Genomic DNA, 26,413 nt, shown 5'->3' with positions numbered 1-26,413 from the left:
GAGCGGCTTGCCGCGCTCCCAGGCAACGGTGGGGAGGGTTTCGGCCTTGGCGAGTTCTGCCGGACGAGCGGCCTCAACAAGGGCCTCGTGAGGCGTAGCGAGGAGTGTCTCCGCTGCGCCGCGCACGCGTTCTGGGCTGAGAGAGCGGGGCCCGTAACCCCAGCCCTCAGCCCGGGGTCTCGTCCTCGCCGTGAACGATGTCAACCGCGAAGTCGACTCGACGTACTGGCAAGTTGAGGACGTAGTTCGAACGCATCACTCTCGTTGCCCGATGCGTCTAACCTTCCCCTCATGTCAGCTCTCTCGTCACTGAACCGCGCCTTCAACCAGATCCCGAAGCGAGCGGAGAAGCAGGAAGGCCCCCAGCTCCACGAGACCTTCGTTGACTCGGGGGTGGTTGATGTGATCAACACGGTTGACCACCAGGTGATCTACGGCCGACGTGGCACCGGGAAGACGCATGCCCTCAGCTACTTGGGTTCCGAGGCTTCCGAATCCGGTGATCTGGCCTTGTACATCGACTTGCGCACTATCGGGTCGGCGAGTGGGCTGCTCGATCCGCAGTCGGCTCCGATCACTGAGAGGGCCGCCCGTCTCCTTGTGGACCTTCTCGGGCAGTTGCACGACTCTCTGCTCATCTCAGTGCTCGAAGACGGCTCTTTGATCGACGACAGTAACTTCGTGGACAAGGCCGACCAGCTTCTCAACGCGATCACCTCGGTCCGGGTTCTCGGCGAGGTGGAGCGGACAGATGAGGCTGAGAGTAAGGCCGGAAGCAAGGACGGTGTCTCAGCTGAGGCTTCACTCGCTCAGGGTGGGCCGAGGCTCTCCGGCAGGCTGAGTTCGGAGTCTTCGGCCGAAGACCGAGGCCTCCAGCGGGAAACCCGGAAGGGCACGGAGCAGATCAGTCTCAACTTCAGTGATGTGGCCAGGGCTCTTCGTGACCTCGGAAACGCGCTCACTAGCCGTCGAGTATGGCTGTTGCTTGACGAGTGGAGCAGCGTGCCGCGAGATCTCCAGCCTTATCTCGCCCACTTCTTGACTCGCTGCATTCTCCCGGTCCAGAAGTTCACCGTCAAGATCGCCGCCATTGAACAGCAGTCGAACTTCAGGGCTCAGGTCGATGGCAGCACCATCGGGATTGAGCTCGGTGCGGACATGGGCGCCCACGTAAACCTCGACGACTTCCTGGTCTACGAGGGGAACGAGGAGCGTGCACGGTCGTTCTTTCAAGGTCTGTTCGCCAAGCACCTTCAGAGCGTCGGTGCGGCCATGCCCAACTCGGGCCTTTCGCGCCTGTCTGGAAACGTCGTCTCCGCTGGGTTCACCGACAAGCGGGCGTTCGACGAGTTGGTCCGTGCGTCCGAAGGTGTTCCCAGGGATGCTCTCTACATCGCCGCCAAGGCTGCCATGAAGGCTGGGCAAGAAAAGATCTCCGTTCCGCTCGTCCGTGATGCGGCACGCAGTTGGTACCACGGCGACAAGATGAACGGTCTCGCGAGCTTGGTTCAGGCGCGCCGGCTGCTCGAATGGATTATTTCCGAGGTGATTCGTGGGAAGCGTGCACGAGCATTTCTGGTCAACTCGGCCGATGCCCGGGACGATGTTCTGCTCGCGCTTTTCGACGCCCGCGTGCTCCACATCCTCCGGCGTGGGTATTCTGCTCAGGATCAACCTGGCGAGCGGTTCGATATCTGGGGTATCGACTACGGGGCCTATGTGGACCTGATCCAGACCCAGAGCGCGCCACTTGGCGCACTGCCGGTCAATGCTGGTGAGGCTGAGGGGTATGTCGATGTCGATGTACCCATGCAGGATCACAGGGCGATCCGAAGGGCCGTCCTTGACTTGCGGCAATTCTACGCAACAGAGGGGCAGTCGACGTCGTAGTGGTCGAACGGGCTGTGAGCGCATGCCGTTGGGAAGGCGTCACTGGCGCAGACGGTAGTAGCTGTCGCCAGACGGGGAGAGGGCGTGTCTCCGCATAGGGTCCCAGGCGCGCCGGAAGACGGTCGCGAGGTAGCGGTGTGCAACGAGCGCTTCACCAGCTCGGTGGGATGGGTTGAAGGCGCTGGCGCGCCGTTGCTGAGCGAGTCGAGTGGCGGGGCTCAGGGCTGGTTTCCTGAGATGGCGCTTCTGGTCGTGAACGTAGATAGGAGCAAGCGGTGAGCGCTTGGCGTTCATGTTGGCCCAGTGGCTAATGGGATCATTGTCATGCTCTTTGTATCTGTAGTCGGGATGTCTTAACCGGCGGGCGATTTCGGCGTTGAAGAGGCGGCGGTTCCAGGTCGATTCCTGCGCTTGTTTTCTCCAGTAAGGCGACGCGAAGAGCGGGGCCAGCGCGATGGCTTCGGGATACACAACGGCGCAGAGACGTGCCACTGAGAAGGCCGTTTCGGTTGTGTCAGGCGGGATGAGGATGCCCGCCCGGCGGACCCAGTCGTGCCATGCTCCGCCGTTTTCGTTCTCCGGTAGGGACCAGAGCTGGCCGCAGATGAGTATGGCCGTGAGGACGGCGTCGTAGGTGATGGCCCAGCCGTGGCGCCAGACGATGCGCAAATGCCGGCGTTGTGCTTGAACGACTTCCGGGAGAACGTCGAGGGGCGTGGTGTGTCCGTCGGCGTCGGAGGGGCAGAGCCATAGTCGGTGCTGGGTGCAGACGTAGCGGTGGTGCGGCATGATTCTGATGACCTCGCCGCCGGGGTGTTTGGCGTTGCAGTGAGGGCAGCCGGGTTGTGGCTGGTGACGGAACATCGCCCAGTCGGGCTGCGGGTGGCGTAACTCCGGCAGAGCACCGGAGAGGGTGTGGACGGTCCGGCCGGTGATGGCGGCGAGGCGCTCAGGGACGATGACGCGGCGTATGCCTCCGGAGGCTTCGCGTTCGGTGAGACATCGCCAGAGGGCGTTGAGGTCGAGGCCGTGGAGCCGGGCCAGGCGGGCGATGTAGGAGGCAGCGATCTCGTGCCGGGCGGGTGGGACGGGATCAGGAAGACGGCGCAGGAGCATCAGGCCACTCGCCTACGTCGGGAGGCAGGTCTGGCCGGGGCGGTGAGTTTCTCGGACTGCTCGGCGGCGAAGTCGATCGGGACAAGAGCCAGCAGGTCCTCGGTGATGCGCTCGCTCTCGTCCTCGATGGCCAGGACGGCGGCGCCGCGGATGAGCTGGGAGAGGCTGCCGATCATGCCGCCGGTGCGGTGGAAGATGTACTCGCTCAGTTCGGTGAGCGTGCCCAGGGCGTGGTGGTGCAGCCGGAGCGTGGACTCCAGGGTGCCCACCAGGGCTCGCCAGGCGTCGTGGTCGGCGGTGGTGGCGTGGGTGAACGGAACGGCCGGGATGACGACGAAGCGTCCGGCGATCTGCCGTCCCCGGGTGCCGGCGAACACCCCCCGTGATTCGACGTCGATGCCCGCGTAGGCAAAGGTGGCAGGCAACCGTTCGGCGAAGTACTTCAGCTGGTCGGAGGCTTCGGCGCCGGACCGCGTCGCCAGGTTGAGGTTGTGCAGCTCGTCGACCAGGACGAGGTCGACATGGACATGGGCGGCGGTAGCGCAGACCGCGTCCACGATGTCGGTGACGTTGGCCCGACTGGGGAAGGTCAGTCCGAAGAACCGGGCGAACTCCATTGCCAGCATCTTCGGTGTGGCAGCCGGTGGGACCGTGACGTAGACGACCGGCAGCCGGTTCGGGTCGCGCGGGTGACGCTTGCGGATGGCCAGTTCATGGGCCCGGCCCAGCTGGGTCAGCGCGGTCGTCTTTCCGGTGCCGGAGGCACCGGAAAGGATGACGCCGCGACGGGCGGAGATCTGGTTGCGGTTGAGCTGGATCAGCAGCCGGGAGGTGGCGACGACCTTGCGGATGGTCGGGGTGTTCACCAGCGGCAGATCCGCGTGGTAGTCCCGGCGTCGCTCTTGCTCGCGCGTGCGCTCGTGCGGGGCCAGCGCTGCCCGCTCGGCCGCGGTCAGTAGCCGGGTCGGGACCGGCTCGTGTCCGACGAAGTGGCACCATCCCTCCTTCGTGGTCAGCGGACTGTCCGGCGGAGCCTGCTTGACCCCGTCGAAGTCCGGGGTGCCCGCCGATGAGGACGGCTTGCGTTTGCTCATAGCCACCTTTCAGCTTCTGCGTGGGCGTCGAAGACGCCGAAACCCGCCACCGCGGCAGGAGGATGCACCTCGGGTTCCGGATCGAGGTTCGTCTCGATCTCAGGGGCCACGGCGGGCGCGTGGACGGCAGCAGCGACGCGTGTGCGGCTGGCCACCCTGGCCGACCGGGTGTCCGGGCCGTGCTCTGCGCGGGTAAGTAGCTCGTCCAGGACACGGGCTACTGCCGTCTCGTTGGTGTCGTCCTGGCCGGCCTCGGCGGCCAGGCGACGCGAGTGCTGCCAGGTGAAGTCCGCGAAAGGCGCGCTGACCAACGGCAGGTGCACCCAGGGGACGGTGATCCAACCCTGCTGGGTTCGTACGAACACCTTGGAAAGGTCGTAGGGGTCGCAGTGCACCTCCCAGAGCCCGCGTTTGGCAGCGTGCCCCGAGTGCTGGCGCCGCAGAGGCCCCAGGTCAGCACTGTCGTAAGTGCGGTAGTTGATCCGGATGCCGTAGTCGTTGACAGCCCTCCAGGCCACGGGCAGCAGCTCCAGGTAGTCCTCTCCGCGCAGGACCAGCGGCAGGTAGCCGCAGGCCGCCACCAGAGAGGCGTACTTATCGTTCGGCGACATCGGCCTTTTTGGCCGGAAGGGATCGCGCAGAGCGTCGTGCGGCCGCGTCTGCCACCCGGCCAGCAGCCATTCGTCCAGGAGGTCCTGGAGTTCGGGAACCGTCCAGACCGCCCGTTCCTCGACCCGCTCGCCGCGACGGGAGACGTCCCGCCCTGTGTAGCCGGCCAGGTGCTGGGCGAACAGCGTACTGATCGCGGAGAACGTTGCCTCCACGATGCCCTTGTCGGTCGGCGTGCGCGGGCGTGCTCGCTGCACCGAGATGCCGAGCCGGTCGCAGGCCCGGATGAAGGTGTCGGAGACGAACACTTTCCCGCCGTCGATGACGACGGTGTCCGGCACGATCACCGGTTTCGCGGCGGCCTGCTCCATCCGCGTGTCCACGTCCAGCAGCCGCCGGTGCGGCATCCGTGAGGCCGCCATTCGCAGTGAGGCGGACCAGCCCGGACGCATCGGCTCGGGCACCAGCATCCGTGCCAGCAGCAGCGAGGCGTCCACGGCCTTGGTTCCCATGGGGCGTAGCACTGCCGCACAGATCGTGCGGGTGGCGACATCGACCGCGATCGTCAGATCTGCGCGGACGGTGAGCCCCGAATCGATTACCACCATCACGTCCAGCGGGGTGGAGTCGATCTGCACCTGTTCCCCAGGTCGGTCCGCGAACGTCGGCGTGAACGGCCCTTCGGGTCGGTTCGCGGTCTGTCGTCGTGTGGTCGCCGAGCCGAAGGTATGCCTTCCCGCGGACAGTGCGTCGATCAGCTTGTAGAAGGTCCGCTGACTCGGCAGCGGCACCACCCCTTCGCCGTGGGTGGCCTGCACCAGATTGATCACCCGGCGGATCAATCGCGACCGGGTTCCGGTCGAGGTACGCGTCTCCGCTTCCAGGGCTTCCCGGATCGCCGCCACCAGCCGGGCATCTGCCCGGCCTGTCGCTTCCCAGACCTGGGTCGCCCGTTGGTCCACCAGACCCCATAGCCCTTGCCGGACGTAGCGTGACCGTCGACTCTGCACGGTCCGAACGGTCACGCCGAGCTCTCGCGCCTTTGAGGCCATCCGTTCCATCAGTGAGAAGGCAGCGGGGTCATATCCGGGACGCGGCGGCGTGCCCGGCGTGGTGCCAGGGGGCAGCCCAGTCTCGATCTCCACCATGTGCCGTTCCCACTCGCGAGCCCTCTCCCGTACTGGCTCGGGCAACGTCGCGAGCAACCCGGATGGCTCCACCGCAGGCAGCGGTTCCGTGCCGGTGACGGTGAAGTCCGGTGCCGCCATCAGGTGCGACGCCAGCACCACCGATTCCGCCCCCGTTGCCGACCGCAGCCGCACTGACGTGCCGGCGAGTCCCACCACCTGGTGATCCCCGTCGTCGTAGGTCACCCAGTCTCCTGGTCGCAACACCGGCTTGCCCGGCCCAGCCGTCACCGTCGCACCCCTGCCGACACCAGCGAGACAGCATGAAGCGGCACCGACATGTCCGCTGTCAGCTCGTGCGACCACAGCAGGTGGAACAGCACCGGCAGCACCCTGATCGGGTCCCCCACCGCCGAGGCCCCGCCCATCACTGGATGTGGCTCGGCGAACACCGCCAGTAGCTCGGAGGCCACAGGTTCCAACCGGTGCCGGGGGTGGCGGTAGCCCGCCAACCAGCGCACATTGCGCACCACGATCACATCCGGCGCCCCCACCAGCCGGAACTCCCATCCCACCTGGGCGCAGGCTGCCTGCGTCGCCTCGAACTTCACCACGTCCCGGGGCTTACGCCGATCCGCCGGACGGCAGTCGACCACCACCGCCGTGCCGTTCTCGCGGCGGGCGAAGTAGTCCGGCGCATGCGAGATGCCCTTGCCCGCGTCGGACTGCCAGAACAGCCAGAACGGCTGAGACGAGATCCCCACCACCGACGGGTCGAAGTCCAGCAGCATCACGTGATCGCGCTCCAGCCAGGACTCGTATCCAATGTGCCTGCCCACCGTGGACGACCACCACAAGCCCGGCAGATGCCGCTGGCCTCTGTACGACTTGAACGCGCGTACCGGCGCGACATCCTCGAACCGCACTGTCCAGGCGTCCACCAGCGTGCGACGAAACTCAGACCCGTCCCGGTCGGCGTACGCGACCTCGAACCCCTCCGCCGGCGGCCCGTAGGCACCACCCGGCAGTACCCCTAACGAACCTGCCATGACTCGCTAACCCGAGCCGGGGACGAAAGGTCACTCCGCAAAGCGAACGACCAGACGAAACATGGAGCTGCAAAGCGAAGGGATCCACGGCAAAGGACACGGGACGAGTGATCGCTCAGAGCGAACGCGGGGCGGGGAACAATCCCGCGCTCACATGCATTGAGTCGGCATAGCTCAACTTGATTGACTGCGATTGACTGCCGAAGGGGAGATCATGGCTTCTGAGTCCATGGCGTCCGCGCCGCTCACTCTGCCTGTGCTGCCGCTCGACGACGAGGTCGTGCTGCCCGGAATGGTGGTGCCGCTGGACCTGTCCGACAACGACGTGCGGGCAGCTGTCGAGGCCGCGCAGGCCGCCGCGCGCGGTGGGACCGGGAAGCCCAGGGTGCTGCTCGTGCCCCGGGTGGACGGGACCTACGCGGGCACCGGTGTGCTCGGCACGGTCGAGCAGGTCGGGCGGCTGTCCGACGGCGATCCCGGCGCGCTGATCCGCGGCCGCGGCCGCGTGCGCATCGGGGCCGGGACGACCGGGCCCGGCGGGGCGCTGTGGGTCGAGGGCACCGTCGTCGACGAGACAGTGCCGGAGCCGCTGCCCGGCTCGGTGACCGAGCTCGTCAAGGAGTACAAGGCGCTGGCCACGAGCTGGCTGAAGAAGCGCGGCGCCTGGCAGGTCGTCGACCGCGTCCAGCAGATCGAGGGCGTCGGCGCGCTCGCCGACAACGCGGGCTACTCCCCGTTCCTGACGGTGGAGCAGAAGCTGGGACTCCTGGAGACCGCCGACCCGGTCGCCCGCCTCAAGCTCGCCACCTCGCAGCTGCGCGAGCACCTGGCCGAGCAGGACGTCGCCGAGACCATCGCCAAGGACGTCCAGGAGGGCGTCGACAAGCAGCAGCGCGAGTTCCTGCTGCGCCGCCAGCTCGAAGCCGTGCGCAAGGAGCTGCGTGAGCTCAACGGCGAGAAGGAGGGCGACGAGTCCGACGACTACCGCGCCCGCGTCGAGGCCGCCGACCTGCCCGAGAAGGTCCGCGAGGCGGCCCTCAAGGAGGTCGAGAAGCTGGAGCGGGCGAGCGACCAGTCCCCGGAGGGGTCCTGGATCCGCACCTGGCTCGACACCGTCCTCGAACTGCCGTGGAACGAGCGCACCGAGGACCAGTACGACATCCAGGGCGCCAAGGCCGTCCTGGACGCCGAGCACGCGGGCCTGGAGGACGTGAAGGAGCGCATCACCGAGTACCTGGCCGTGCGCAAGCGGCGCGCCGAGCGCGGCCTCGGCGTCGTCGGCGGCCGTCGCGGCGGCGCCGTGCTCGCCCTCGTCGGCCCGCCCGGCGTCGGCAAGACCTCGCTCGGCGAGTCCGTCGCGCACGCCATGGGCCGGAAGTTCGTCCGCGTCGCCCTCGGCGGCGTCCGGGACGAGGCCGAGATCCGCGGCCACCGGCGGACGTACGTGGGCGCGCTGCCCGGCCGGATCGTCCGGGCGATCAAGGAGGCCGGGTCCATGAACCCGGTGGTGCTGCTCGACGAGATCGACAAGGTCGGCTCCGACTTCCGGGGCGACCCGGCGGCGGCCCTCCTCGAAGTCCTCGACCCGGCGCAGAACCACACCTTCCGCGACCACTACCTGGAGGTCGAACTCGACCTGAGCGACGTCGTGTTCCTCGCGACGGCGAACGTCCTGGAGGCCATCCCGGAGGCCCTGCTCGACCGCATGGAGCTGGTCCGCCTCGACGGCTACACCGAGGACGAGAAGGTCGTCATCGCCCGTGACCACCTGCTGCCCCGGCAGCTGGAGCGGGCCGGCCTGGAGAAGGGCGAGGTCGTCCTGGAGGAGTCGGCGCTGCGCAAGCTGGCCGGCGAGTACACCCGGGAGGCGGGCGTCCGCACCCTGGAGCGCTCGATCGCCCGACTCCTCCGCAAGGTGGCCGCCCAGCACGAACTGGGCGAGCGGGAGCTCCCGTTCACCATCGGCGAGGGCCAGCTGCGCGACCTGATCGGCCGCCCGCACCACGTGCCCGAGTCCGCCCAGGACCCGGCCGAGCGCCGCACGTCCGTCCCCGGTGTCGCCACCGGTCTGGCCGTGACCGGCGCCGGCGGCGACGTCCTCTTCGTGGAGGCCTCGCTCGCCGACCCGGAGACGGGCGGGGCGGGTCTGACCCTCACCGGTCAGCTGGGCGACGTGATGAAGGAGTCGGCGCAGATCGCGCTCTCCTTCCTGCGCTCGCACGGCGCCGAGCTGGAGCTGCCCGTCACCGGCCTGAAGGACCGCGGCGTGCACATCCACTTCCCGGCGGGCGCGGTCCCGAAGGACGGCCCGAGCGCCGGCATCACCATGACGACGGCCCTCGCCTCGCTCCTGTCGGGCCGGCTGGTCCGCACGGACGTCGCGATGACCGGCGAGGTCTCCCTCACCGGCCGCGTCCTGCCCATCGGCGGCCTGAAGCAGAAGCTCCTCGCCGCCCACCGCGCGGGCATCACGACCGTCGTGATCCCCAAGCGGAACGAGGCCGACCTCGACGACGTCCCCGCCGAGATCCTGGAGAAGCTGGAGGTCCACCCGGTCACGGACGTCCGCCAGGTCCTGGAGATCGCCCTGACCCCGGCGGCGGTCGCGGTGAGCGCGGCGGCGTAAGGCACCCGAGCGGCTGACGGTGGGGCGCCCTCCCGCGCGGAGGGCGTCCCACCGTTCGAGCTATGCGGGGTTCGTACGCCGCACGGCGTCGGCGACGACCGGGGCCAGGCTCGCGCCACCGGTGTGCGCCGCGCGCTGGAGGTCGGCCCCGGTGCCCCGGGCGAGGACCAGCTCGGTGCCGCGCACGGTCCGGTCGAGGTCGCCCGCGTCCCGCAGCGCCGGCGTGACATGGTCGATCAGAGCCCCGAGGACGTCGGAGGCCGGGGCAGGCCGCCAGGTCTTCGGATCCAGCAGCCGGTCGCCCAGGCCATAACGGCTGGCCTGCCAGGCGGCCAGGCGCAGGAGGACGGTCGGCACCGGGTCGGCCTCCACCCCGGCCCGCCAGGCCCGGGCCTCGGTCTCCACCAGGGCGCGGACCAGGAGCCCGAGCAGCAGGGCGTCCTCCGCGTGCAGGCACACGTCGCCGACCCGTACCTCCACCGTCGGATAGCTGCGGGACAGCCGGGCGTCGAAGTAGACCATGTGGTCGTCGACCAGCACCTCGCTCGCCAGCATCGCCCGCGTGGTCTCCTCCAGCGCGTCGACGTCGCCGAACAGCTCGGCGGGCCCGGCCATCGGCCAGCGCGACCACAGCTGGTGGCGCCAGCTCGCGTACCCGGTGTCCTCGCCCTGCCAGAACGGCGAGTTCGCACTGAGCGCCAGCAGCGGCGCGAGCCAGGGCCGGATCCGGTCCAGGACACCGACGCCCTCCTCCGGCGAGGTGAGGTGGACATGGACGTGACAGGCGCAGGTGAGCTTGTCGTCGATGAGCCGGGCGTACCGGTCCTCGAAGCGCCGATAGCGGTCCGCCGGGTTGAGGACCTGCTCGAAGCGCATCGGCGCTGTCGCGAGCGCCGCGACCGCCACCCCGGCCTCCTTGGCCGCGGCCGCGGCGTTGGCCCTGGCCTGACGCAGCTGATCGGCCAGCTCGTCCGCCGTCGCGCACGGCCTGGTGCCGATCTCCAGCATCTCGCAGTACAACTCGGGCTTCACCGGCTCGCCCCGGTCCGCCTCCGGCCGCACATCGGCGTGCCAGGCGGCGATCTCGGTGACGGTCCCGGACAGTGGCTGGGGGAGCCCGGTCGTGGGATCGACCAGGAGCAGCTCCTCCTCGACCCCGATCGTGCGCAGTCCCTGCCCGCGGTGGTACTCCCACCGCTCCTCATTCCGCATGGAGTGCTCTCTCCTTCACGGTTCGGACGACGTGCGCTGACGGCCGTTCGAACAGAGCATTCCCGAAGGACGTCCACGGATGACCCGACTCCGCTTGTTCTGGTACGGATGGCGTGAAATCGACACCCGAAGGGAGGACGTCCGCGTGAATCCCGTTCGAGTGAATTTCGCGCATTTGCGTATCGGGGCGGCCGGTGAATCCGTAGGGTCGGGAGCGGCTACGGGGGTGGCAACTGAACTGGCGGGTCGGGGAGTTGAGCCATGGGTCAGGCGAAACGGCAGGAAGCGTGGGAGTTCTTCGGCGAGCTGCTGAAGGAGCGCCGCGAGGCGGCGGGACTCACGCAGAGCGAGTTGGGCGCGCGGGTGTTCGTCTCGTCGGCGTACATCGGCCTGTTTGAACAGGGAATCCGGAAACCGCAGCTGGATCTGGCGAAGTTGTTCGACGACGTGCTGAAGACGGGGGGCCTGTTCGAACGGACGTGGCGGAAGCTGATCAATCGGTCACCGTACGCGTCGTATTTCCAGGCGGCGGCGGAGCTGGAGGTCTGGGCGACGAAGATCTGCGCCTTCGCGCCCACCACCGTTCCCGGACTGCTCCAGACGCCTGCCTATGCACGGGCCGTCACCCTCGCCAGCAATCCGCTCGCCACCGATGAGTACCTGGAGGAGAAGGTCCGGGGCCGGATGGACCGGGCCGCAATCCTCAAGGACGCGACCCGGCCCATGTACTGGGTGATCCTGCACGAGACGGTGCTGCGCATCCCGGTCGGCAGTCCGGCGGTCATGGCCGAACAGCTTGACCAGCTCCTGGCGGCCTCGCGCGAGCGCAAGGCGCTGATCCAGGTGCTGCCGTTCGCGGCCGGTGCCTATCCCCAGATGGGGAAGATGATCCAGCTGATGGAGTTCGAGGACCAGCCGCCAACGGCCTATACGGAGGCGGTGTATTCGGGCAATCTGCTGGACGATCCGGCTGTGGTGAAGCGCGCACTGGCCGCCTACGATCTGCTCAGGGCCGCCGCGCTGTCGCCGGAGGCGTCCCTGGCCCTGATCGAATCGGCGGCGGAGGACTACAGACGATGCGCGCCTACGACCTGACCCACGCCCACTGGTTCAAGAGCTCCTACAGCGACGGCGACGGCGGCGAGTGCGTCGAAGTCACCTACGACTTCGCGGGCGCCGCCTGGCGCAAGAGCAGCTACAGCGACGGCGACGGCGGATCCTGCGTCGAGGTCCTCGACGGCGTCCCCGGCGTCGTCCCCGTCCGGGACAGCAAGGTGCCGGCCGGCCCGGTCCTCGTGGTGGCCGCGCCGGCTTGGGCGTCCTTCGTCGCCGCCCTCAAGGGCTGAGAGAAGCGAAATCATGTTGTCTTGATCCCGACCGGTCCGGGGAGGTGAGTCATGAAGTTGCGGTACAACGAGCGGATCTATCCGACTGCCCGGCAGCAGCGGGATCTGGCTCGCTTCTTCGGCTGTGCCCGGGTGGTCTACAACGACGCTCTGCGGGAGCGTCGGGCCGCGTGGCGGAACGGCGAGCCGTACATCTCCGATGTCACCTTGCAGAAGATGGTGATCACCGCCGCGAAGAAGACCCCCGAGCGGGAGTGGCTGAAGGAGGCCCCGTCGGTGGCGTTGGTGCAGTCCTTACAGGACTTGCACACCGCCTACCGGAACTTCTTCGCCTCCAAGCGCGGTGTGCGGCAGGGGCCGAAGATCGCTCCGCCGAAAATGAAGAAGAAGACGGGGCGGCAGTCGATCCGGCTCACCCGCAACGGGTTCGTTCTGCGTCCCAGCGGCCGGCTGTTTATCGCCAAGCTGGGCGATGTGGAGGTCCGCTGGTCCAGGCCGCTGCCTTCCGGCCCGTCCTCGGTCACGGTCGTCAAGGACCCGGCCGGAAGGTACTTCGCCTCGTTCGTGGTCGAGACCGAGGACACCCCGCTCCCGGAACTGGACCTGGACGACACCGAGACGGGTATCGACCTCGGTCTGTCCTCCTACGCGGTCCTGCGTGGCCGGAAGATCAGCAGCCCGAAGTTTTTCCGCCGCCAGGAGAAGAAGCTCCGCCGGGCGCAGCGGAAGCTGTTCCGCGCTGAGAAAGGCTCCAGCAACTACCGGAAGGCGAAACTCGCCGTCTCGAAGATCCACGCCAGAATTGCGGACCAGCGCCGCGACTTCATCGAGCAGGAAACCACCCGGATCGTCCGCGAAAGCCAAGCGGTCTATCTGGAGGATCTGAACGTGAAGGGTATGGGATCGAAGAAGGGCAAGCGCGCCAAGTCCGTCCACGACCAGTCCCTGGGCATGTTCGTCCGCACTCTGGAAGCCAAGTGCGCCCGGTACGGGCGCGGCTTCGCCAAGGTGGACCGGTTCTTCCCGTCCACACAGTTGTGCTCCGTGTGCGGCTCCGTCGAAGGGCCGAAGGGACTGGAGGGCCTGAGCATTCGGTGGTGGGTGTGCTCGTGTGGAGCGCGCCACGACCGGGACGAGAATGCCGAGTCCAACGTCCGTGCCGAAGGGCGACGGATCTTCGCGGCCGGGCAGGCCGAGAGGTAAAACGCCTGCGGAGCGCGTGTAAGACCCTGCCTAGCCAGGGCGGTGCGTGATGAAACAGGAACCCGCCAGGGCCCGCACCATGCGGGCGGATGGAACCCCGGTCCTTCAGGACCGGGAGGATGCCAGCTCGTTCCAGTCGTACAGCGGCTGGGTGCCGAGACGGCGACGAGGTTCTTACACAGCTGCGCGTCGGGGGGGGGCTCAGGGCCTTCGTGCAGCAGGCGGCGATTCTGCTCAGCGGTTGAAGACGGCGCCGTAGGCCTGGGCGACCGCCGAGGTGAGGGCGGTGAGTGCGGCCGCCGAGGCCGCAGCCGGGCGCCAGCAGAGCGCGGGAGTGCGAAACCGGCGGGGTTCCGGAGCCCCGCCGGTCGTTCGCGTAGGTCGGCTCAGCCGTTCGCCAGCGCCTGCACCCGCGAGTAGTCGCCGTTGAAGTGGTTGTGGTCGCCCACCGTCGGGCCGGACGAGGTGTACTGCCACATCGTGTAGTACGCCCAGCCCGCCGGCAGCGTACCGACGTCCGTCGCGTAGCGCGCGATCCACAACGGGTTGGTGGACGCGAAGCCGCCGTAGTTGCCGGTGCACTGGGTCCACCAGCTCGTCGCCGTGTAGATCACCGGGTCCCGGCCGGTCCGGTACTTGTAGCGGTTCACGAAGTCCTGGATCCAGGCCACCATCCCGGACTGCGTCTTGCCGTAGCAGGTCGCGCCGTACGGGTTCCACTCGATGTCCAGCGCGCCCGGCAGGGTCTTGCCGTCCCCGGACCAGCCGCCGCCGTTGTTCACGAAGTAGTCCGCCTGCGTCGCCCCGCTCGTCGTGTCGGGCGTCGCGAAGTGGTACGTGCCGCGGATCATGCCCACGTTGTACGAGCCGTTGTACTGCTGGGTGAAGTAGGTGTTCTTGTAGTACGTGCCTTCCGTCGCCTTGACGTAGGCCCACCTGACTCCGCTGTTCCACAGCGTCGCCCAGTCCACGTTCCCGTTGTGACTGGACACGTCGACGCCCTCGGTCTGGCCGGCCTGGAGCGAGACGCCGCCGGCGGGCTTGCCGCCCTGGCCGTCGTGGGCGATGACGCCCATGCCCATCCAGGCGGAGCCGCGTGCCGGGGTCTTCTGGGCGGCGGCGGCACGGGCGTCGGCGTCGGCGGCGTCGGCCGTGCCCGCGAGGGAGAGGGGGAGGAGGAGGGTCAGGGCCGCGAGGGCGGCACCGGCGAGGGATGTTCCGGATCTGTGCACACGCATTGCGTGCCTCCGAAAGGCTCGGTGGGGGGAGCGGGGAGACATGTTCCGGGGCATGTCCTGGCAGACATGTTCTGAACATGTCAGGCGAGGTCGCCGACAACGACGCTACGCACGTAGACCCGCGGGCGGAAGGGGGCCTGGGTGGTGCCGTTGGTCTACTCCTGCGAAATACTGCAACGAGCTGCGGCGATGGCCGCGGCCGGAAGAAACTTTCAGCGAGCGGAAAGCGCACGAGGGGTGCTGACGTGCACGGAAGCGGTACGGGGAGTGAATCCGGACCCAAGCCCGGGAGTGGTGTGGACCAGGAGTTCCTCGCCCTGGAGCGCGAACTGGCGGTCTTCCTGCGCCGTGCCCGCGCCCAGTCCGGCGAGATGGCCCGCGAGGTCCACCCCGAACTGGAGCCCGCGGCCTACGGCCTCTTCGTCCGGCTCGACGAGGCCGGACCGCAGCGCGCCACCGACCTGGCCGGCTGGTTCGGCGTCGGCAAGGCCACGATGAGCCGGCAGCTGCGCGCCCTGGAGGAGCTCGGCCTGGTCGCCCGCGACCCCGACCCGGCCGACGGCCGCGCCTCGCTGGTCCGGCTCACCGAGGAGGGGCAGGGCCGCTTCCGGCACGTACGGGACGCCCGCCGCGAGCGGTACGTGCGCAAGCTCGCCGACTGGGACCGCGCCGAGGTCGCGGAACTGGCACGGCTGCTCCACCACTTCAACGTCCGGTCGGCGGAGGGCTGACCGGCATCCGCGAAGGGCCGGCTACAGCTCCACGTACACCGCCGTCGCGTCGTCGTGGAGCTTCCACCGCCGCGCCGGACCGCCCGCCCTCGCGTCGGCCGCCTCCAGCGCCCGCACCCGCTCGATCAGCCCCTGTGGGCCCTCCTTCGTCAGCACCGCGAACAGGTCCGCCCAGTCGCCCGCCCCGAACAGCTCCACCCACCGGGTCGCGCCGTCGGTGAGCGCCGCGAGGGCGCGGACCTCCGACCTCGGGGTCGTACCGGTCACCGCCCGGGCCGCGACGGACGGGTCGGCGGCCGCCGTGAAGAAGCCGCCCTCGCGGTTGCGCAGCCGGTCCGTGGCCTCCAGGGAGCGCAGGATCTCGTCCGGGACGCGGTCGAGCCGGTCGTCGAGCACCGCCCGTACCGCGCCGTCCGGGGACCGCAGGAGCAGGGCCGCGTCGGACAGGACGAGGTGCTCCACCGTCGCCCCGTCCCAGCGCGCCATGGCCACCGTCGCCTGCGGAGTGCGTACGTGAGAAAGGTCACAGGTGGTCCGGTGGGCGTCCGCGGTGCGCCGGATTGCCAGCGACAGAATCTCGGCCAGCGTCAGATCGCCCCGTGAAGCGGACAGTTCCGTCAAAGCGCCACCGAGTCTCGCGGTGAACCAGGGCACCCCGTGCACACAGCCGTCGTCACCCCTCGGGGGCGTCACCCCGTCCAGGACGACCACCGTGCCGCCCGCCCCGGAGGCGGGCTGAGCCGTGGCCGACCAGTCCTCGTTGGGGCGTTCGGGACTGCCGGGGAGGGTCGCCGTCTCGGTCCGCATGATCCGCAGTCTGCCCCGCCTCGCGGCGGCTCCGCATCGCTCCATCACATCGCCTCCAAACGGCGGAAATTGGCCTGTACCAACGGATTGTGAAGGGCGCGGAAGGCCGGAACTGGCACCTCCGGGAAGCTGCGGCGGGGCATCCTGCCAAAGCCCGCGCGGAAGATCCAACCGACGGTAAGCCCGGCGCCCCGGCGCTCGCCGACACGAGTTGTTAGCCAACTACTGAGTGTTGTTCACTCGTTCGGGTGGCGCAGCGGCCGATGCGAGTCCCCCGACCAGAACCGCTGAAATGGTCGGAAGACACACCAGGGGTGGGGGCTCTTACATGTGACCGGTCGTCACCTCTGCGTCAAGGGCGGACGAGTCGAGAATGCGAGCACCGGTGCAGAACACCCCCCCGGCCCCGGCCGGCCGTACCAAGCGGGTCCGCAGCCGGCTCGTCGCCGGAGTCGCCCTGGTCGGCGTCACCGTGCTCGCCGCCGGCGCCCCGGCGGTCCTGACCGCCTCCGCCGACCTCGACGAGACCGTCAACCTGGTCGCGCTCGCCGAACTCGACCAGCAGGCCGTCACCCTCGCCCATTCCCTCTCCGACGAGCGCGACGAGGTCGTCGCGTACATCGCCGCAGGCCGCGACGACCAGCAGGGCGAAGGCAAGGACAGGAAGCGGATCAGCGGCGCCCGGTCCGCCCGAGTCGACCGCCAGATCGACGAGATCCGCGCCGCCGCCCCCGAGGACCTGCGCCGCGAGCTCGCCGCCCTGCCCTCCATCCGGCGCACCGCGCTGACCGGCAAGGGCACCGCCCTGGAGGCGCACAAGGCGTACACCGACGTCATCGGCAAGCTCCAGGCGCTCTCCGACCAGCTCGCCGAGCGCACCCCGGCCCGCGCCGCCGAGGCCGTCCGGGCGCCCGCCGCGCTCGGCCGGGCCACCGAGCTGGCCTCCGCCGAGCGCGGACTGCTGCTCGCCGCGCTCGCCGTGCCCAAGCCCGCGACCACCAGCACCACCACCCACTACGACCCGGTCACCGGGACGTACGTCACCGAGGCGGCCGAGGGCTCCGACGAGGACAAGCGGAACCGTGACGCGCTCACCGCCGCCGCGTCGCAGGCCCGGGTCCGCGAACTCGCCGCCCTCGCCGACTTCGACCAGGCCGCCACCACGCCCGCCCGCGACTCGCTCGCCGCCGGCGTCACCGGCCCCGACGTCAAGGACGCCGAGCGCTACCTGGCCCGGCTCACCGACCGGCCCGAGCTCTCCGAGTCCGAGCTGAACACCGACCCGGCCAAGCTGGACGCCGCGCTCTCCGCCCGCATCGAGCAGATGCGCGGCGTCGAGTCCGCCCTCGCCACCCAGCGCGCCGAGCACCTCGCCCAGCTCCGCGACGACGACGTCACCGCGCTCGAACTGCGCGTCGCCTTCCTCGGCGGCTGCCTGCTCGTCGCCGTCGGCATCGCCACCTACGTGGCCCGCTCGCTCACCCGGCCGCTCGCCGTGCTGCGCATCGGCGCGGCCCGCCTCGCCGCCGCGCCCGAGCCGCACCACGAGGAGCCGATCCGCTTCACCGGGCGCAACGACGAGTTCGCCCAGGTCGTACGGTCGCTCAACACGCTCCAGGGCAAGCTCGCCGCCCTCGCGGCCCGGGTCGAGCAGCTCGACGGCGAGCGCGCCGACCTGGCCGGGGCCCGCGAGGCGATCGCCGCCGAGCTGGCCGCCCAGCGCGCCGAACTCCAGGGCCAGAACGCGCTGCTCAGCGCCGAACTGGAGCGGCTGCGCGGCACCGTCCAGCACACCTTCGTCAACCTCTCGCTGCGCAGCCTCGGGCTCGTCGAGCGCCAGCTCGGCGTCATCGAGAAGCTGGAGGAGCGCGAGCAGGACCCGGACCGGCTCGCCACCCTCTTCAAGCTCGACCACATGGCGACCGTCATGCGCCGGCACAGCGAGAACCTCCTCGTCCTCGCCGGCCACGAGCACCACCACGGCCACCCCGGCCCGGTCCCGCTCGTCGACGTGCTGCGCGCCGCCGTCAGCGAGATCGAGCGCTACGAGCGGGTCAGCATCCAGTCGCTCCCGCCGCACACCCAGATCGCCGGCTTCGCCGCCGACGACCTGAGCCACCTGGTCGCCGAACTCCTGGAGAACGCGACCTCCTTCTCGCCGCCCGACACCCAGGTCCAGCTCTCCGGCTGGCTCCTGGAGTCCGGCGAGGTCATGCTCTCCGTCCAGGACGGCGGGATCGGCATCGCGCCCGACCGGCTGGCCGAGCTGAACGCGCGGCTCGCCACCCCCGAGGCCGCAGGCCCGGACGGCGAGGGCCTCGGCATCCGGGTGACGGCGCTGCTCGCGGCGCGGCACGGCGTACGGGTCGAGCTGCGCGAGCAGAAGCAGGGCGGCGTCGCCGCGGTCGTGGTGCTGCCGCTGCCGCTCCTCCCCGCCGCCCCGCCGACCGCCGTTCCTCCCACGGTCACGGTCGCCGGTGTCTCCCCGGCCCCGGTCCTCACCCTCCCCGGATCGGTCGCCGAGGCCAACTCCAACACCCTGCCGTCCCGCCATCGCGACCCGCTGGTCGAGGCAGCGGAACGGGCCATCGCCGAGGCGGAGGCCGCGACGACCACGGACCCGGAGCCGGCGCAGCCCGTACAGCCGGAGCCCGCACCCGTAGAGACCCACGTCGAGACCCTCGCCGAGCCCGAGCCCGAGCCCGAGTCCGCGCCCGCCGAGTCCCTCGCCGAGACCACCCTTGAGATCCGGCTGCCGCAGCCGCCGCCCGAGCCCGAGGCCCACGAGCGCGTGGAAGACGCGGCCGTGGCTCCCGAGCCCGGCCCCCGGCCCGGCCAGTGGGAGCGGGTCACCGACAAGGGACTGCCCAAGCGCACGCCGCGGATAGTGCGCCAGGAGAAGACGACCACCACGCCGATACGCCGCGGCGGCGTGGACGCCGAGGCGCTGCGCCGCCGGCTCGGAGGCTTCCAGCGGGGGGCCGCGAACGGCCGCCGTGACGTGGCCGACGAGATCCGGGCCGCACAGACAGCACGTACCGAGGAGAACACGGGGGACACAGTCGAGGAGGCACGCAGTTGACCGCGACCGGAACATTCGGGCTGAGCAGTGAGGCCCGCAACCTGCAATGGCTGCTGGGCAACCTGGTCGAGGAGGTGCCGGGGGTCCGCTCCGTCGCCGTGGTGTCGTCCGACGGGCTGCTCCTGCTCTCGTCGGACCCGGACGTCCAGGGCACGGCCGACCGGCCCACCGGGCCGCGCGGCTCCACCGCCGACCTCGCCACCATCGTCTCGGGCATCGGCAGCCTCACCGTGGGCGCCGCCCGGCTGATGGACGGCGGCGGGGTCAAGCAGACCATGGTCGCCATGGACGAGGGCAGCGTCTTCGTCATGTCGATCAGCGACGGCTCGCTGCTCGGCGTGCACGCCGAGCCCGACTGCGACATGAGCGTCGTCGCGTACCACATGGCGCTCTTCGTGGGCCGCGCCGGGCACGTCCTGACGCCGGAACTCCGCAGCGAACTGGCGAAGTCCATGGAGAGCTACCAGTGACGTCCGCGACCCACGCCCATCGGCTGCCGATACGCGGGGAGGGGCGCCGCCCCTCCCGGGTCCGTCCCTACTCGCTCACCGGCGGCCGTACCCGCTTCGGTCACGTGCTCCTCGTGGAGACCTTCGTGGCCGCGCTCGACATCGCGGCCATCGGGGCCGCGCCCGAGCGTAAAGTCCTCACCGACGGTGGGCCCGCCGCGCGCGGCCTCATGCCGGAGATGCGGGCCATCGTCGAGATCTGCCGCCGGATGCGGACCGTCGCGGAGATCTCGGCGCTTCTGAAGATGCCGTTGGGTGTCGTCCGGGTGCTGCTCAGCGACCTGGCCGACCAGGGAAAGATCCGTGTGTACGGGACCGGTCACGGCACCGACCGTCCCGACCGCGCGCTCCTCGAAAGGGTGCTGAGTGGACTCCGTCGTCTCTGACGCAACCGACGCGCCGGTGCTCACCGGCATCCCCGCCCAGCCGACGGGGGGCGAGCCCGACAGCGTGCCCGATCCCGAGGACGGCGCCCAGGACTGGCAGCTGGACCACACCCGCGCCCCGATCGCGACCAAGGTCGTTGTCGCGGGCGGCTTCGGCGTCGGCAAGACCACCTTCGTCCGCGCGGTCTCGGAGATCACCCCGCTGCAGACCGAGGCGCTGATGACGCAGGCGAGCGAGGACACCGACGACCTCACCGCCACGCCGGACAAGCTGACCACCACCGTGGCGATGGACTTCGGCCGGATCACGCTCGACGACGACCTGGTGCTGTACGTCTTCGGCACGCCGGGGCAGCAGCGCTTCTGGTTCATGTGGGACGACCTGGTGCGCGGGGCGATCGGGGCGATCGTGCTCGCCGACACGCGCCGGCTGACCGACTGCTTCCCCGCGCTCGACTACTTCGAGAGCTGCGGCCTGCCCTACATCGTGGCCGTCAACCACTTCGAGGGCACCGAGCGCTTCGAGGAGGCGGACGTCCGGGACGCGCTGACCGTGCCCGCGCACGTACCCGTCATGATCATGGACGCGCGCAAGCGGTACAGCGTGGTCGAGACGCTGCTCGCGATGGTCGAGCACGCGCTCGAAGCAACCCCCGAGTAAACCCCAGGAGCCTCCCCGCCATGCGGAAGATACTCATCGTGGGGGCCGGTCAGTCCGGCCTCCAGCTCGCCCTCGGACTGCAGTCCAAGGGCTACGAAGTCACCCTCATGTCCAACCGGACGGCGGACGAGATCCGCTCCGGGCGGGTCATGTCCACGCAGTGCATGTTCGACACCGCGCTCCAGCACGAGCGCGACCTGGGCATCAACTTCTGGGAGTCCCAGGCCCCGCGGATCGAGGGCCTCGGCGTCTCCGTCGCCGCGCCTGACGCAGGGCGCGCGATCGACTGGGTGGGGAAGCTCGACGGGTACGCGCAGTCCGTCGACCAGCGCGTGAAGATGGCCGGCTGGCTGGAGACCTTCGCCCAGCGCGGCGGCCAGCTGGTCATCCACGGCGCGGCCGTCGGCGACCTCGACTACTTCGCGCGCGGCTACGACCTGGTGCTCGTCGCGGCCGGCAAGGGCGAGCTGGTCTCGATGTTCGGCCGGGACGCCGAGCGCTCCCCGTACAGCGAGCCGCAGCGCGCGCTCGCGGTCTCCTATGTGCACGGGCTCGGCCCGCGCCCGGAGCACCCGGACTTCGACGCGGTCCGCTGCAACCTGGTGCCGGGCGTCGGCGAGCTGTTCGTGATGCCGACCCTCACCACCTCGGGCCGCGCCGACATCCTCTTCTGGGAGGGCATCCCGGGCGGCCCGGTCGACGCCTTCCGGGGTGTGAAGGACCCGGCGGACCACCTGGCGCTCACGCTGGAGCTCATGGAGAAGTTCACGCCGTGGGAGTACGCGCGCGCCACGAAGGTCGAACTGACCGACGCGGGCGGCACGCTGGCGGGCCGTTACGCCCCGACCGTGCGCAACCCGATCGGCCGGCTGCCCGGCGGCGGCCTGGTCCTGGGCGTCGCCGACGTGGTCGTCGCGAACGACCCGATCACCGGCCAGGGCTCCAACTCTGCCGCCAAGTGCGCCGCCGTCTACCTCGACTCGATCGTCGAGCACGGCGACCGCCCCTTCGACGAGGCGTGGATGCGGGCCACGTTCGACCGCTACTGGGACATCGCGCGGCACGTCACCAAGTGGACCAACGCGATGCTGGGCGTCCCGCCGGAGCACGTCCTGAACCTGATCGGCGCGGCCGGGCAGCTCCAGCCGGTCGCCGACCGCTTCGCGAACGGCTTCGACGACCCGGCGGACTTCGAGAACTTCTTCTTCGAGCCGGAGAAGACCGCCGCCTACCTGGAGTCGGTGGCGTCCGGGGCCTGATCGCCCGAGAACCCTTCGTCCGCGCCGTCCGTGGCTCCCGCCGGGAGCTCGGGCGGCGCGAACGTCTTCAGGGGCGGGCCGTCGGGGTCGGGGCGGACGGCGCCGAGGAAGGGGTTGGCGGCGAGCGGGGAGACCTTGACGCGGGCGCCGGGGCGGGGGGCGTGGACGACCAGGCCGTCGCCGAGGTAGAGCGCGATGTGGGTGGCCTCGGGGAAGTAGACGACCAGGTCGCCGGGGCGCAGCTCGCTCAGCGGGACGCGGGGGAGGGTCTGCCACTGTTCCTGGCTGGTGCGGGGGAGTTCGCGGCCGGCCGCCGCCCAGGCCCGCTGGGTGAGGCCCGAGCAGTCGTAGGTGTCGGGGCCCTCGGCGCCCCACTCGTACGGCTTGCCGATCTGGCGCACGGCGAAGCGCAGTGCCTCGGCGCCTTCGGCGGAGGGTGTGCGGTGGCCTGCGAGCGCGCCGGAGCCGAGGAGCTGGCTCTGGGCGCCGGCGGTCTGGGTGGTCTCCAGGGAGGTGAGGCGGGCGAGCTGGTCGGCGCTGAGCGAGGCGAGCAGCCCCTCGACCTGGCGGAGCTTCGTCCGGACCGTCTCCTGCTGCTTCCTCCGGCTGTCGAGGAGCGCCTTGCGCTGCTCCAGGGCCTTGCGGGAGGCCGTGGCCAGGGCGTCGGCCTTCTTCTCGGCGGCCTGGAGGCGGGTGACGACGGTGACGCGGGCGCGGGCCGCCCGGGCGAGGAGATGGCTCTCGTCCAGGGCGTGCTGCGGGTCGGGCGCGAGCAGCAGGCCGAGGTACGGGGAGAGTTCGGAGCGGCCCTGGTACTGCTTCCGGGCGAGGCGCCCGGCCTCGTTCCGGCCCTTCTCCAGGGCGCGTCGGGCGGCGGTCAGCTCGGCGCCGGTGCGTCTGGTGTCGGCGGTCTGGCGCTTGAGGGCCTCGTCGGCGGCGTTGTACGCCTCGCTGGCCCGCTCCGTCTCCTGGTAGAGGGTACGGAGACGGGTGAGCAGGCCGCTGACCGAGTCGGTGGGGTCGGTCGGGGCGCCGGGGGCGGCCGTCGCCGTCCCGGCCAGCGTCGTCAGGGCGAACACGCTCGTGCAGACCGTGCGCAGCAGGCGTCGTCGCGGCACGTCATCACCTCCACCCGGATGATGACGTGATGAATGGTGTGATTACCGGACGATCGGGGTGGTGTCCTGTCCGCTCACTCGGACGGCGCACCCGACGGCTTCGACCACGGCCACTTCAGCTCCCGGCGCTCCCGCCCCTCCGGCGCGTACTCGTACACCCAGCCGCGCTGCAGCCCGAGCCGCTTCGTGTAGCCGGCCGGCTCGCGGCGGTACGCGTACACCGTCGCCGGGTGCCCGTCGTGGGCCGGGACGGGCACCTCGTACCACTTCGGCGGGTGTCCGGTCGGGCCGGTCAGGACCGGCAGCACCTTGCCGTCGAGGGGGCCGCCGCGGAAGGGGGTGTTCTCGCTTCTCACCCCACCAGTGTCCGTCAGAAAAGCGTCACAGCAGGTGCGCGGCCTCGCCGACCACCGGGAGCACGCCGCGCGCCAGGCGCCCCACCGGCCCCGCCGCCCGCTCCTGGGCGAGCAGCCGGGTCGCCACGCCGGCCGTCTCCGGGTCGCTCGCGGCCGTCGCCGTGAGCAGCGCCACCAGGTGGTCGACCAGCCAGTCGCGCAGCTCCGCGGCCGGCGGCCGCTTGCCCTCGTCGACCCAGATCAGCGACGCCGCCTCGACGGCCGCGATCCAGGTGCGCACCATCATCCCGAAGCGCGGACCGGGCCGCTCCACGCCCAGGTGGAACAGGATCTGCTCGGCCGCGGCCCGCCGCACCTCGTCGACGATCGCGCTGGTCCGGGAGGTCTCGGCGACGCTCCCGCCGCGCAGCAGGGCCGCGAAGCCGGCGTCGTGCCCGTCGACGAAGGCCAGATAGCGGTCCAGGACCCGGGCGAGCCGCTCGGTCGGCGGACCGGCCGGCGGCTCGGCGAAGCAGCGTTCCAGGGCGTCGGCCGAGGAGCGCAGCGCCGCCTCGTACAGCTGCTGCTTGCCGCCCGGGAAGTAGCGGTAGACGAGCGGCCGGGAGACCCCCGCCACCTCGGCCACGTCGTCGAGCGACACGTCCTCCGGCGGCCGGTGCGCGAAGAGCGTCAGGGCCGCGTCGAGCAGCTGGATCCGCCGCTCCTCGACGCTGAGCCGGCGGTACGCGGGCGAGGCGGGACTCGTCATGTCCGCAGCGTAACCCCGCACCGCCGGGCGGGAGCGGGCTCCGGTCGAACCCGGGGGATGTCAGGCCAGCAGCCCCGACGACTTCCACAGGCGCCGCCCCGCGCCCCGCAGCACCCCGACGTCGTCCAGGAAGTCGGTGAGCCGCTTCGCGCCCGACTGCATCACCTCGCGGCGGTGGCCGCTCGCCTTCACCTGGGCCACGGCCTCGCGGCGGTCCAGCCCCACGTGCTCGTACACGGCCGGGTTGACGAAGCAGACCGAGAAGACCCGGGCGGCCTCGCCGCAGCTCAGCCGGGTGAACTCCTGTTCCCAGCGCGGCGCGGTGGCCATCTGGCGGCGCAGCTCCTCCCGTGCGTACCGCACGTGGCGGGCCTCCTCGACCACGTGGATGCGGGTGACGCCGCGGACCAAGGGCTGCACCCGCTCGTCCGGGAAGGTCAGCCGCTGCATCCAGTCGAGGATCTCCTCGCCGAGCAGGGTCGCGGCGAAGGAACCGGGGGTGGTCGAGACGGCCTTCAGGATGCGGCCGAGGTTGTGGTAGACCCGCGGCACCGGGTACGCGGGCGTCCCGCCGCGCCGGATCAGCCGGGCGAACATCATCGAGTGCCGGCACTCGTCGGCGATCTCGGTGAGCGCGTAGCGGACGTGGTTGCTGGTGAGCGGCTTGTCGTAGATGTGCCGGACGAGCAGCTGCATCAGGATGATCTCGAACCAGATGCCGAGCGAGGCGAGCGAGGCGGCCTCGTGCCGCGAGAGTGCGACCCGCTGCTCCTCGGACATCCTCCGCCACAGCGGGGTGCCGTAGAGGGAGACCAGCTCGGGCGGCCAGAACCACTTGCCGTCCTCGAAGGGGGCGTCCCAGTCGAGCTCGGTGTCGGGGTCGAAGGAGTGCCTGGCGGAGGACTCCAGGAGCCGTTCCGCGACCTGCTCGCGGTCGCGCAGCGGGCCCAGGGCGTCCCGCAGGAGGGCGAAGTCGGGCTCGGTGAGGCGGGGCATGCCACTTATAAGACTCCCCGTCAGTAACGTCGTCAATCCCTCACGCACGACTTGTTGACCCTGCGTCTACCAACGTGTGAGCCTGCCTGCTGGAAACCGAAGGGGAAACCGAAGGAAGGAGCCGTCGGTGTCGACGCACGACCTCTACGCCCAGGCCCCCAAGGAGTCGGTCTGGCAGGTGCCGGCCGCCGGCGCCGCCCGCTTCAACTGGGAGTACGACGAGGGCCGCGACCGCCTCCTCGCCCTCTACCAGAAGGGCAAGGACAAGCAGTGGGACGGCGCCACGCGCATCGACTGGGACCTGGAGGTCGACCCGTACGACCCGCTGGGCACCCCCGACGAGGCCATGTCGCTCCACGGCACCCGGCACTGGGCGAAGATGACCGAGAAGGACAAGGGCGAGCTGCGCCGGCACTACGCCTCCTGGCAGTTCAGCCAGTTCCTGCACGGCGAGCAAGGCGCGATGATATGCGCCGCCCGGATCGTGGAGTCCGTGCCCGACCTCGACGCCAAGTTCTACTCGGCCACCCAGACCATGGACGAGGCCCGGCACGCCGAGATCTACGGGCGCTTCCTGCACGAGAAGATCGGGATGCTTTACCCGATCAACGACAACCTGCAGAGCCTGCTCGGCGACACCCTGCGCGACTCCCGCTGGGACATGCCCTATCTCGGCATGCAGGTGCTCATCGAGGGCCTCGCGCTCGCCGCCTTCGGCATGATCCGCGACACCACCGACAAGCCGCTGCCCAAGCAGATCCTGGCGTACGTGATGCAGGACGAGGCCCGGCACGTGGCCTTCGGACGGATGGCGCTGCGCGACTACTACAAGCAGCTCACCGACGCCGAACTGCGCGAGCGCGAGGAGTTCGTGATCGAGGGCTGCTACCTGATGCGGGACCGGCTGCGCGGGGTCGAGGTCCTGGAGAACTTCGGCATCCCGAAGAAGGAGGCCGAGGCGCTCAGCGAGCAGAGCGAGTTCCTGCACCTCTTCCGCAAGCTGCTGTTCAGCCGGATCGTCCCCTGCGTCAAGGACATCGGGCTGTGGGGCGAGCGGCTCCAGAAGGCGTACCTCGACATGGGCGTCTTCGACCTGGGCGACTCCAACCTCGACCTGCTGATGACCCAGGACGAGGAGATCGCCGAGGCGCTCGACCGCGAGCGGTTCGCGGCGGAGGAGCGGGAGCGGGTCGAGGAGGTCGAGGCGACGATCGCGGAGGGCGGGGCGGCGGCCTCGTAGACCGTACGCG

The 26,413-nt window shown here is 70.2% G+C and carries 23 protein-coding genes and 1 pseudogene; 12 read left to right on the top strand and 12 right to left on the bottom strand.

Features of this window, described 5'->3' with window-relative positions:
• Positions 1 to 27 precede the first annotated feature (27 nt).
• Positions 28 to 126 (bottom strand): annotated as a pseudogene (locus ACIRSU_RS15250) (DUF1877 domain-containing protein); the annotation flags it as partial.
• A gap of 165 nt (positions 127 to 291) precedes the next feature.
• Here ACIRSU_RS15250 and ACIRSU_RS15245 point away from each other — a divergent pair.
• Positions 292 to 1,890 carry a hypothetical protein gene (locus ACIRSU_RS15245; RefSeq protein ID WP_403792177.1) on the top strand — a complete coding sequence of 533 codons (1,599 nt, stop codon included), beginning with the start codon at positions 292 to 294 and terminating at the stop codon, positions 1,888 to 1,890.
• A 39-nt stretch (positions 1,891 to 1,929) separates the two neighbouring features.
• On the opposite strand, the gene ACIRSU_RS15240 is transcribed toward ACIRSU_RS15245, so the two are convergent.
• Genes ACIRSU_RS15240 through ACIRSU_RS15225 form a run of 4 tightly spaced genes read right to left on the bottom strand, consistent with a single transcriptional unit; the run spans position 1,930 to position 6,885 of the window.
• Positions 1,930 to 3,006 carry a hypothetical protein gene (locus ACIRSU_RS15240; RefSeq protein ID WP_403792175.1) on the bottom strand — a complete coding sequence of 359 codons (1,077 nt, stop codon included), beginning with the start codon at positions 3,004 to 3,006 and terminating at the stop codon, positions 1,930 to 1,932.
• Positions 3,006 to 4,100, bottom strand: a complete 1,095-nt coding sequence (locus ACIRSU_RS15235) for a TniB family NTP-binding protein (protein ID WP_403792173.1) — start codon at positions 4,098 to 4,100, stop codon at positions 3,006 to 3,008. Before ACIRSU_RS15235 ends, ACIRSU_RS15240 begins: the two co-directional genes overlap by 1 nt.
• Positions 4,097 to 6,082: an integrase gene (locus ACIRSU_RS15230; protein ID WP_403792172.1), complete on the bottom strand. Its 1,986-nt coding sequence runs from the start codon at positions 6,080 to 6,082 to the stop codon at positions 4,097 to 4,099. The genes ACIRSU_RS15235 and ACIRSU_RS15230 overlap by 4 nt, the downstream gene beginning before the upstream one ends.
• A 41-nt stretch (positions 6,083 to 6,123) precedes the next feature.
• Positions 6,124 to 6,885, bottom strand: a complete 762-nt coding sequence (locus ACIRSU_RS15225; protein WP_403792170.1) for a TnsA-like heteromeric transposase endonuclease subunit — start codon at positions 6,883 to 6,885, stop codon at positions 6,124 to 6,126.
• 214 nt (positions 6,886 to 7,099) lie between these two features.
• On the opposite strand from ACIRSU_RS15225, the gene lon reads away from it, so the two are divergent.
• On the top strand, positions 7,100 to 9,511 hold the full coding sequence (gene lon, locus ACIRSU_RS15220) for an endopeptidase La (protein ID WP_403792169.1): 2,412 nt from the start codon (positions 7,100 to 7,102) through the stop codon (positions 9,509 to 9,511).
• A gap of 60 nt (positions 9,512 to 9,571) precedes the next feature.
• On the opposite strand, the gene ACIRSU_RS15215 is transcribed toward lon, so the two are convergent.
• Positions 9,572 to 10,723: a glutamate--cysteine ligase gene (locus ACIRSU_RS15215; protein WP_403792167.1), complete on the bottom strand. Its 1,152-nt coding sequence runs from the start codon at positions 10,721 to 10,723 to the stop codon at positions 9,572 to 9,574.
• A 261-nt stretch (positions 10,724 to 10,984) separates the two neighbouring features.
• Between ACIRSU_RS15215 and ACIRSU_RS15210 the strand changes: the two genes are divergently transcribed.
• The 3 genes from ACIRSU_RS15210 to ACIRSU_RS15200 are packed head-to-tail and all read left to right on the top strand — an operon-like array spanning position 10,985 to position 13,272.
• Complete coding sequence (locus ACIRSU_RS15210) at positions 10,985 to 11,818, top strand: Scr1 family TA system antitoxin-like transcriptional regulator (protein WP_403792165.1); 834 nt, start codon at positions 10,985 to 10,987, stop codon at positions 11,816 to 11,818.
• A complete protein-coding gene (locus ACIRSU_RS15205; RefSeq protein WP_403792163.1) occupies positions 11,800 to 12,069 on the top strand; it encodes a DUF397 domain-containing protein in 270 nt (89 codons plus the stop codon). Before ACIRSU_RS15210 ends, ACIRSU_RS15205 begins: the two co-directional genes overlap by 19 nt.
• Positions 12,070 to 12,120: 51 nt before the next feature.
• Positions 12,121 to 13,272, top strand: coding sequence for an RNA-guided endonuclease InsQ/TnpB family protein (locus tag ACIRSU_RS15200; protein ID WP_403792162.1), 1,152 nt, complete (start codon positions 12,121 to 12,123; stop codon positions 13,270 to 13,272).
• 386 nt (positions 13,273 to 13,658) lie between these two features.
• On the opposite strand, the gene ACIRSU_RS15195 is transcribed toward ACIRSU_RS15200, so the two are convergent.
• Positions 13,659 to 14,510 (bottom strand): lysozyme, encoded by an 852-nt coding sequence (locus tag ACIRSU_RS15195; RefSeq protein ID WP_403792160.1) that lies wholly within the window; start codon positions 14,508 to 14,510, stop codon positions 13,659 to 13,661.
• Positions 14,511 to 14,755: 245 nt separating this feature from the next.
• Between ACIRSU_RS15195 and ACIRSU_RS15190 the strand changes: the two genes are divergently transcribed.
• Positions 14,756 to 15,241 (top strand): MarR family winged helix-turn-helix transcriptional regulator, encoded by a 486-nt coding sequence (locus ACIRSU_RS15190; RefSeq protein ID WP_403792158.1) that lies wholly within the window; start codon positions 14,756 to 14,758, stop codon positions 15,239 to 15,241.
• 21 nt (positions 15,242 to 15,262) lie between these two features.
• Here the strand turns inward: ACIRSU_RS15190 and ACIRSU_RS15185 are convergent, their stop codons facing one another.
• A complete protein-coding gene (locus ACIRSU_RS15185; protein WP_403792155.1) occupies positions 15,263 to 16,048 on the bottom strand; it encodes a protein phosphatase 2C domain-containing protein in 786 nt (261 codons plus the stop codon).
• Between the two features lie 373 nt (positions 16,049 to 16,421).
• Here ACIRSU_RS15185 and ACIRSU_RS15180 point away from each other — a divergent pair, with 373 nt between their 5' ends.
• The 5 genes from ACIRSU_RS15180 to ACIRSU_RS15160 are packed head-to-tail and all read left to right on the top strand — an operon-like array spanning position 16,422 to position 21,945.
• Positions 16,422 to 19,130 (top strand): nitrate- and nitrite sensing domain-containing protein, encoded by a 2,709-nt coding sequence (locus tag ACIRSU_RS15180; protein ID WP_403792153.1) that lies wholly within the window; start codon positions 16,422 to 16,424, stop codon positions 19,128 to 19,130.
• Positions 19,127 to 19,600, top strand: a complete 474-nt coding sequence (locus tag ACIRSU_RS15175) for a roadblock/LC7 domain-containing protein (protein WP_403792151.1) — start codon at positions 19,127 to 19,129, stop codon at positions 19,598 to 19,600. The genes ACIRSU_RS15180 and ACIRSU_RS15175 overlap by 4 nt, the downstream gene beginning before the upstream one ends.
• Positions 19,597 to 20,025, top strand: coding sequence for a DUF742 domain-containing protein (locus tag ACIRSU_RS15170; RefSeq protein WP_403792150.1), 429 nt, complete (start codon positions 19,597 to 19,599; stop codon positions 20,023 to 20,025). Before ACIRSU_RS15175 ends, ACIRSU_RS15170 begins: the two co-directional genes overlap by 4 nt.
• Positions 20,006 to 20,686, top strand: a complete 681-nt coding sequence (locus tag ACIRSU_RS15165) for a GTP-binding protein (RefSeq protein WP_403792149.1) — start codon at positions 20,006 to 20,008, stop codon at positions 20,684 to 20,686. The genes ACIRSU_RS15170 and ACIRSU_RS15165 overlap by 20 nt, the downstream gene beginning before the upstream one ends.
• A 20-nt stretch (positions 20,687 to 20,706) precedes the next feature.
• Positions 20,707 to 21,945, top strand: coding sequence for a styrene monooxygenase/indole monooxygenase family protein (locus ACIRSU_RS15160; RefSeq protein WP_403792147.1), 1,239 nt, complete (start codon positions 20,707 to 20,709; stop codon positions 21,943 to 21,945).
• On the opposite strand, the gene ACIRSU_RS15155 is transcribed toward ACIRSU_RS15160, so the two are convergent.
• The 4 genes from ACIRSU_RS15155 to ACIRSU_RS15140 form a co-directional block, all read right to left on the bottom strand.
• A complete protein-coding gene (locus ACIRSU_RS15155) occupies positions 21,915 to 23,063 on the bottom strand; it encodes an NlpC/P60 family protein (protein ID WP_403792146.1) in 1,149 nt (382 codons plus the stop codon). The two genes, ACIRSU_RS15160 and ACIRSU_RS15155, sit on opposite strands and share 31 nt — an antisense overlap.
• Positions 23,064 to 23,137: 74 nt before the next feature.
• Positions 23,138 to 23,419 (bottom strand): hypothetical protein, encoded by a 282-nt coding sequence (locus ACIRSU_RS15150; RefSeq protein ID WP_403792144.1) that lies wholly within the window; start codon positions 23,417 to 23,419, stop codon positions 23,138 to 23,140.
• Between the two features lie 25 nt (positions 23,420 to 23,444).
• Positions 23,445 to 24,167 (bottom strand): TetR/AcrR family transcriptional regulator, encoded by a 723-nt coding sequence (locus ACIRSU_RS15145; RefSeq protein WP_403792142.1) that lies wholly within the window; start codon positions 24,165 to 24,167, stop codon positions 23,445 to 23,447.
• 60 nt (positions 24,168 to 24,227) lie between these two features.
• Positions 24,228 to 25,163: a diiron oxygenase gene (locus tag ACIRSU_RS15140; protein WP_403792141.1), complete on the bottom strand. Its 936-nt coding sequence runs from the start codon at positions 25,161 to 25,163 to the stop codon at positions 24,228 to 24,230.
• A 127-nt stretch (positions 25,164 to 25,290) separates the two neighbouring features.
• On the opposite strand from ACIRSU_RS15140, the gene ACIRSU_RS15135 reads away from it, so the two are divergent.
• Entirely contained in the window at positions 25,291 to 26,403 is a 1,113-nt protein-coding gene (locus ACIRSU_RS15135; RefSeq protein ID WP_403792139.1) for a ferritin-like domain-containing protein, read from the top strand.
• Positions 26,404 to 26,413 lie beyond the last annotated feature (10 nt).

Source organism: Streptomyces sp. NPDC101160, assembly GCF_044768205.1.
Taxonomy (GTDB): Bacteria; Actinomycetota; Actinomycetes; order Streptomycetales; family Streptomycetaceae; genus Streptomyces.
The sequence above is the reverse complement of the archived record's forward strand: the minus strand, read 5'-3'. Positions and strand labels throughout refer to the sequence as shown.

Excerpts from the sequence above, each read along its gene's own strand:
- ACIRSU_RS15245 (WP_403792177.1), top strand. The coding sequence starts at position 292 with ATGTCAGCTCTCTCGTCACTGAACCGCGCCTTCAACCAGATCCCGAAG.
- ACIRSU_RS15240 (WP_403792175.1), bottom strand. The coding sequence starts at position 3,006 with ATGCTCCTGCGCCGTCTTCCTGATCCCGTCCCACCCGCCCGGCACGAG.
- ACIRSU_RS15235 (WP_403792173.1), bottom strand. The coding sequence starts at position 4,100 with ATGAGCAAACGCAAGCCGTCCTCATCGGCGGGCACCCCGGACTTCGAC.
- ACIRSU_RS15225 (WP_403792170.1), bottom strand. The coding sequence starts at position 6,885 with ATGGCAGGTTCGTTAGGGGTACTGCCGGGTGGTGCCTACGGGCCGCCG.
- lon (WP_403792169.1), top strand. The coding sequence starts at position 7,100 with ATGGCTTCTGAGTCCATGGCGTCCGCGCCGCTCACTCTGCCTGTGCTG.
- ACIRSU_RS15215 (WP_403792167.1), bottom strand. The coding sequence starts at position 10,723 with ATGCGGAATGAGGAGCGGTGGGAGTACCACCGCGGGCAGGGACTGCGC.
- ACIRSU_RS15210 (WP_403792165.1), top strand. The coding sequence starts at position 10,985 with ATGGGTCAGGCGAAACGGCAGGAAGCGTGGGAGTTCTTCGGCGAGCTG.
- ACIRSU_RS15205 (WP_403792163.1), top strand. The coding sequence starts at position 11,800 with ATGCGCGCCTACGACCTGACCCACGCCCACTGGTTCAAGAGCTCCTAC.
- ACIRSU_RS15200 (WP_403792162.1), top strand. The coding sequence starts at position 12,121 with ATGAAGTTGCGGTACAACGAGCGGATCTATCCGACTGCCCGGCAGCAG.
- ACIRSU_RS15195 (WP_403792160.1), bottom strand. The coding sequence starts at position 14,510 with ATGCGTGTGCACAGATCCGGAACATCCCTCGCCGGTGCCGCCCTCGCG.
- ACIRSU_RS15185 (WP_403792155.1), bottom strand. The coding sequence starts at position 16,048 with ATGCGGACCGAGACGGCGACCCTCCCCGGCAGTCCCGAACGCCCCAAC.
- ACIRSU_RS15180 (WP_403792153.1), top strand. The coding sequence starts at position 16,422 with ATGCGAGCACCGGTGCAGAACACCCCCCCGGCCCCGGCCGGCCGTACC.
- ACIRSU_RS15160 (WP_403792147.1), top strand. The coding sequence starts at position 20,707 with ATGCGGAAGATACTCATCGTGGGGGCCGGTCAGTCCGGCCTCCAGCTC.
- ACIRSU_RS15145 (WP_403792142.1), bottom strand. The coding sequence starts at position 24,167 with ATGACGAGTCCCGCCTCGCCCGCGTACCGCCGGCTCAGCGTCGAGGAG.
- ACIRSU_RS15140 (WP_403792141.1), bottom strand. The coding sequence starts at position 25,163 with ATGCCCCGCCTCACCGAGCCCGACTTCGCCCTCCTGCGGGACGCCCTG.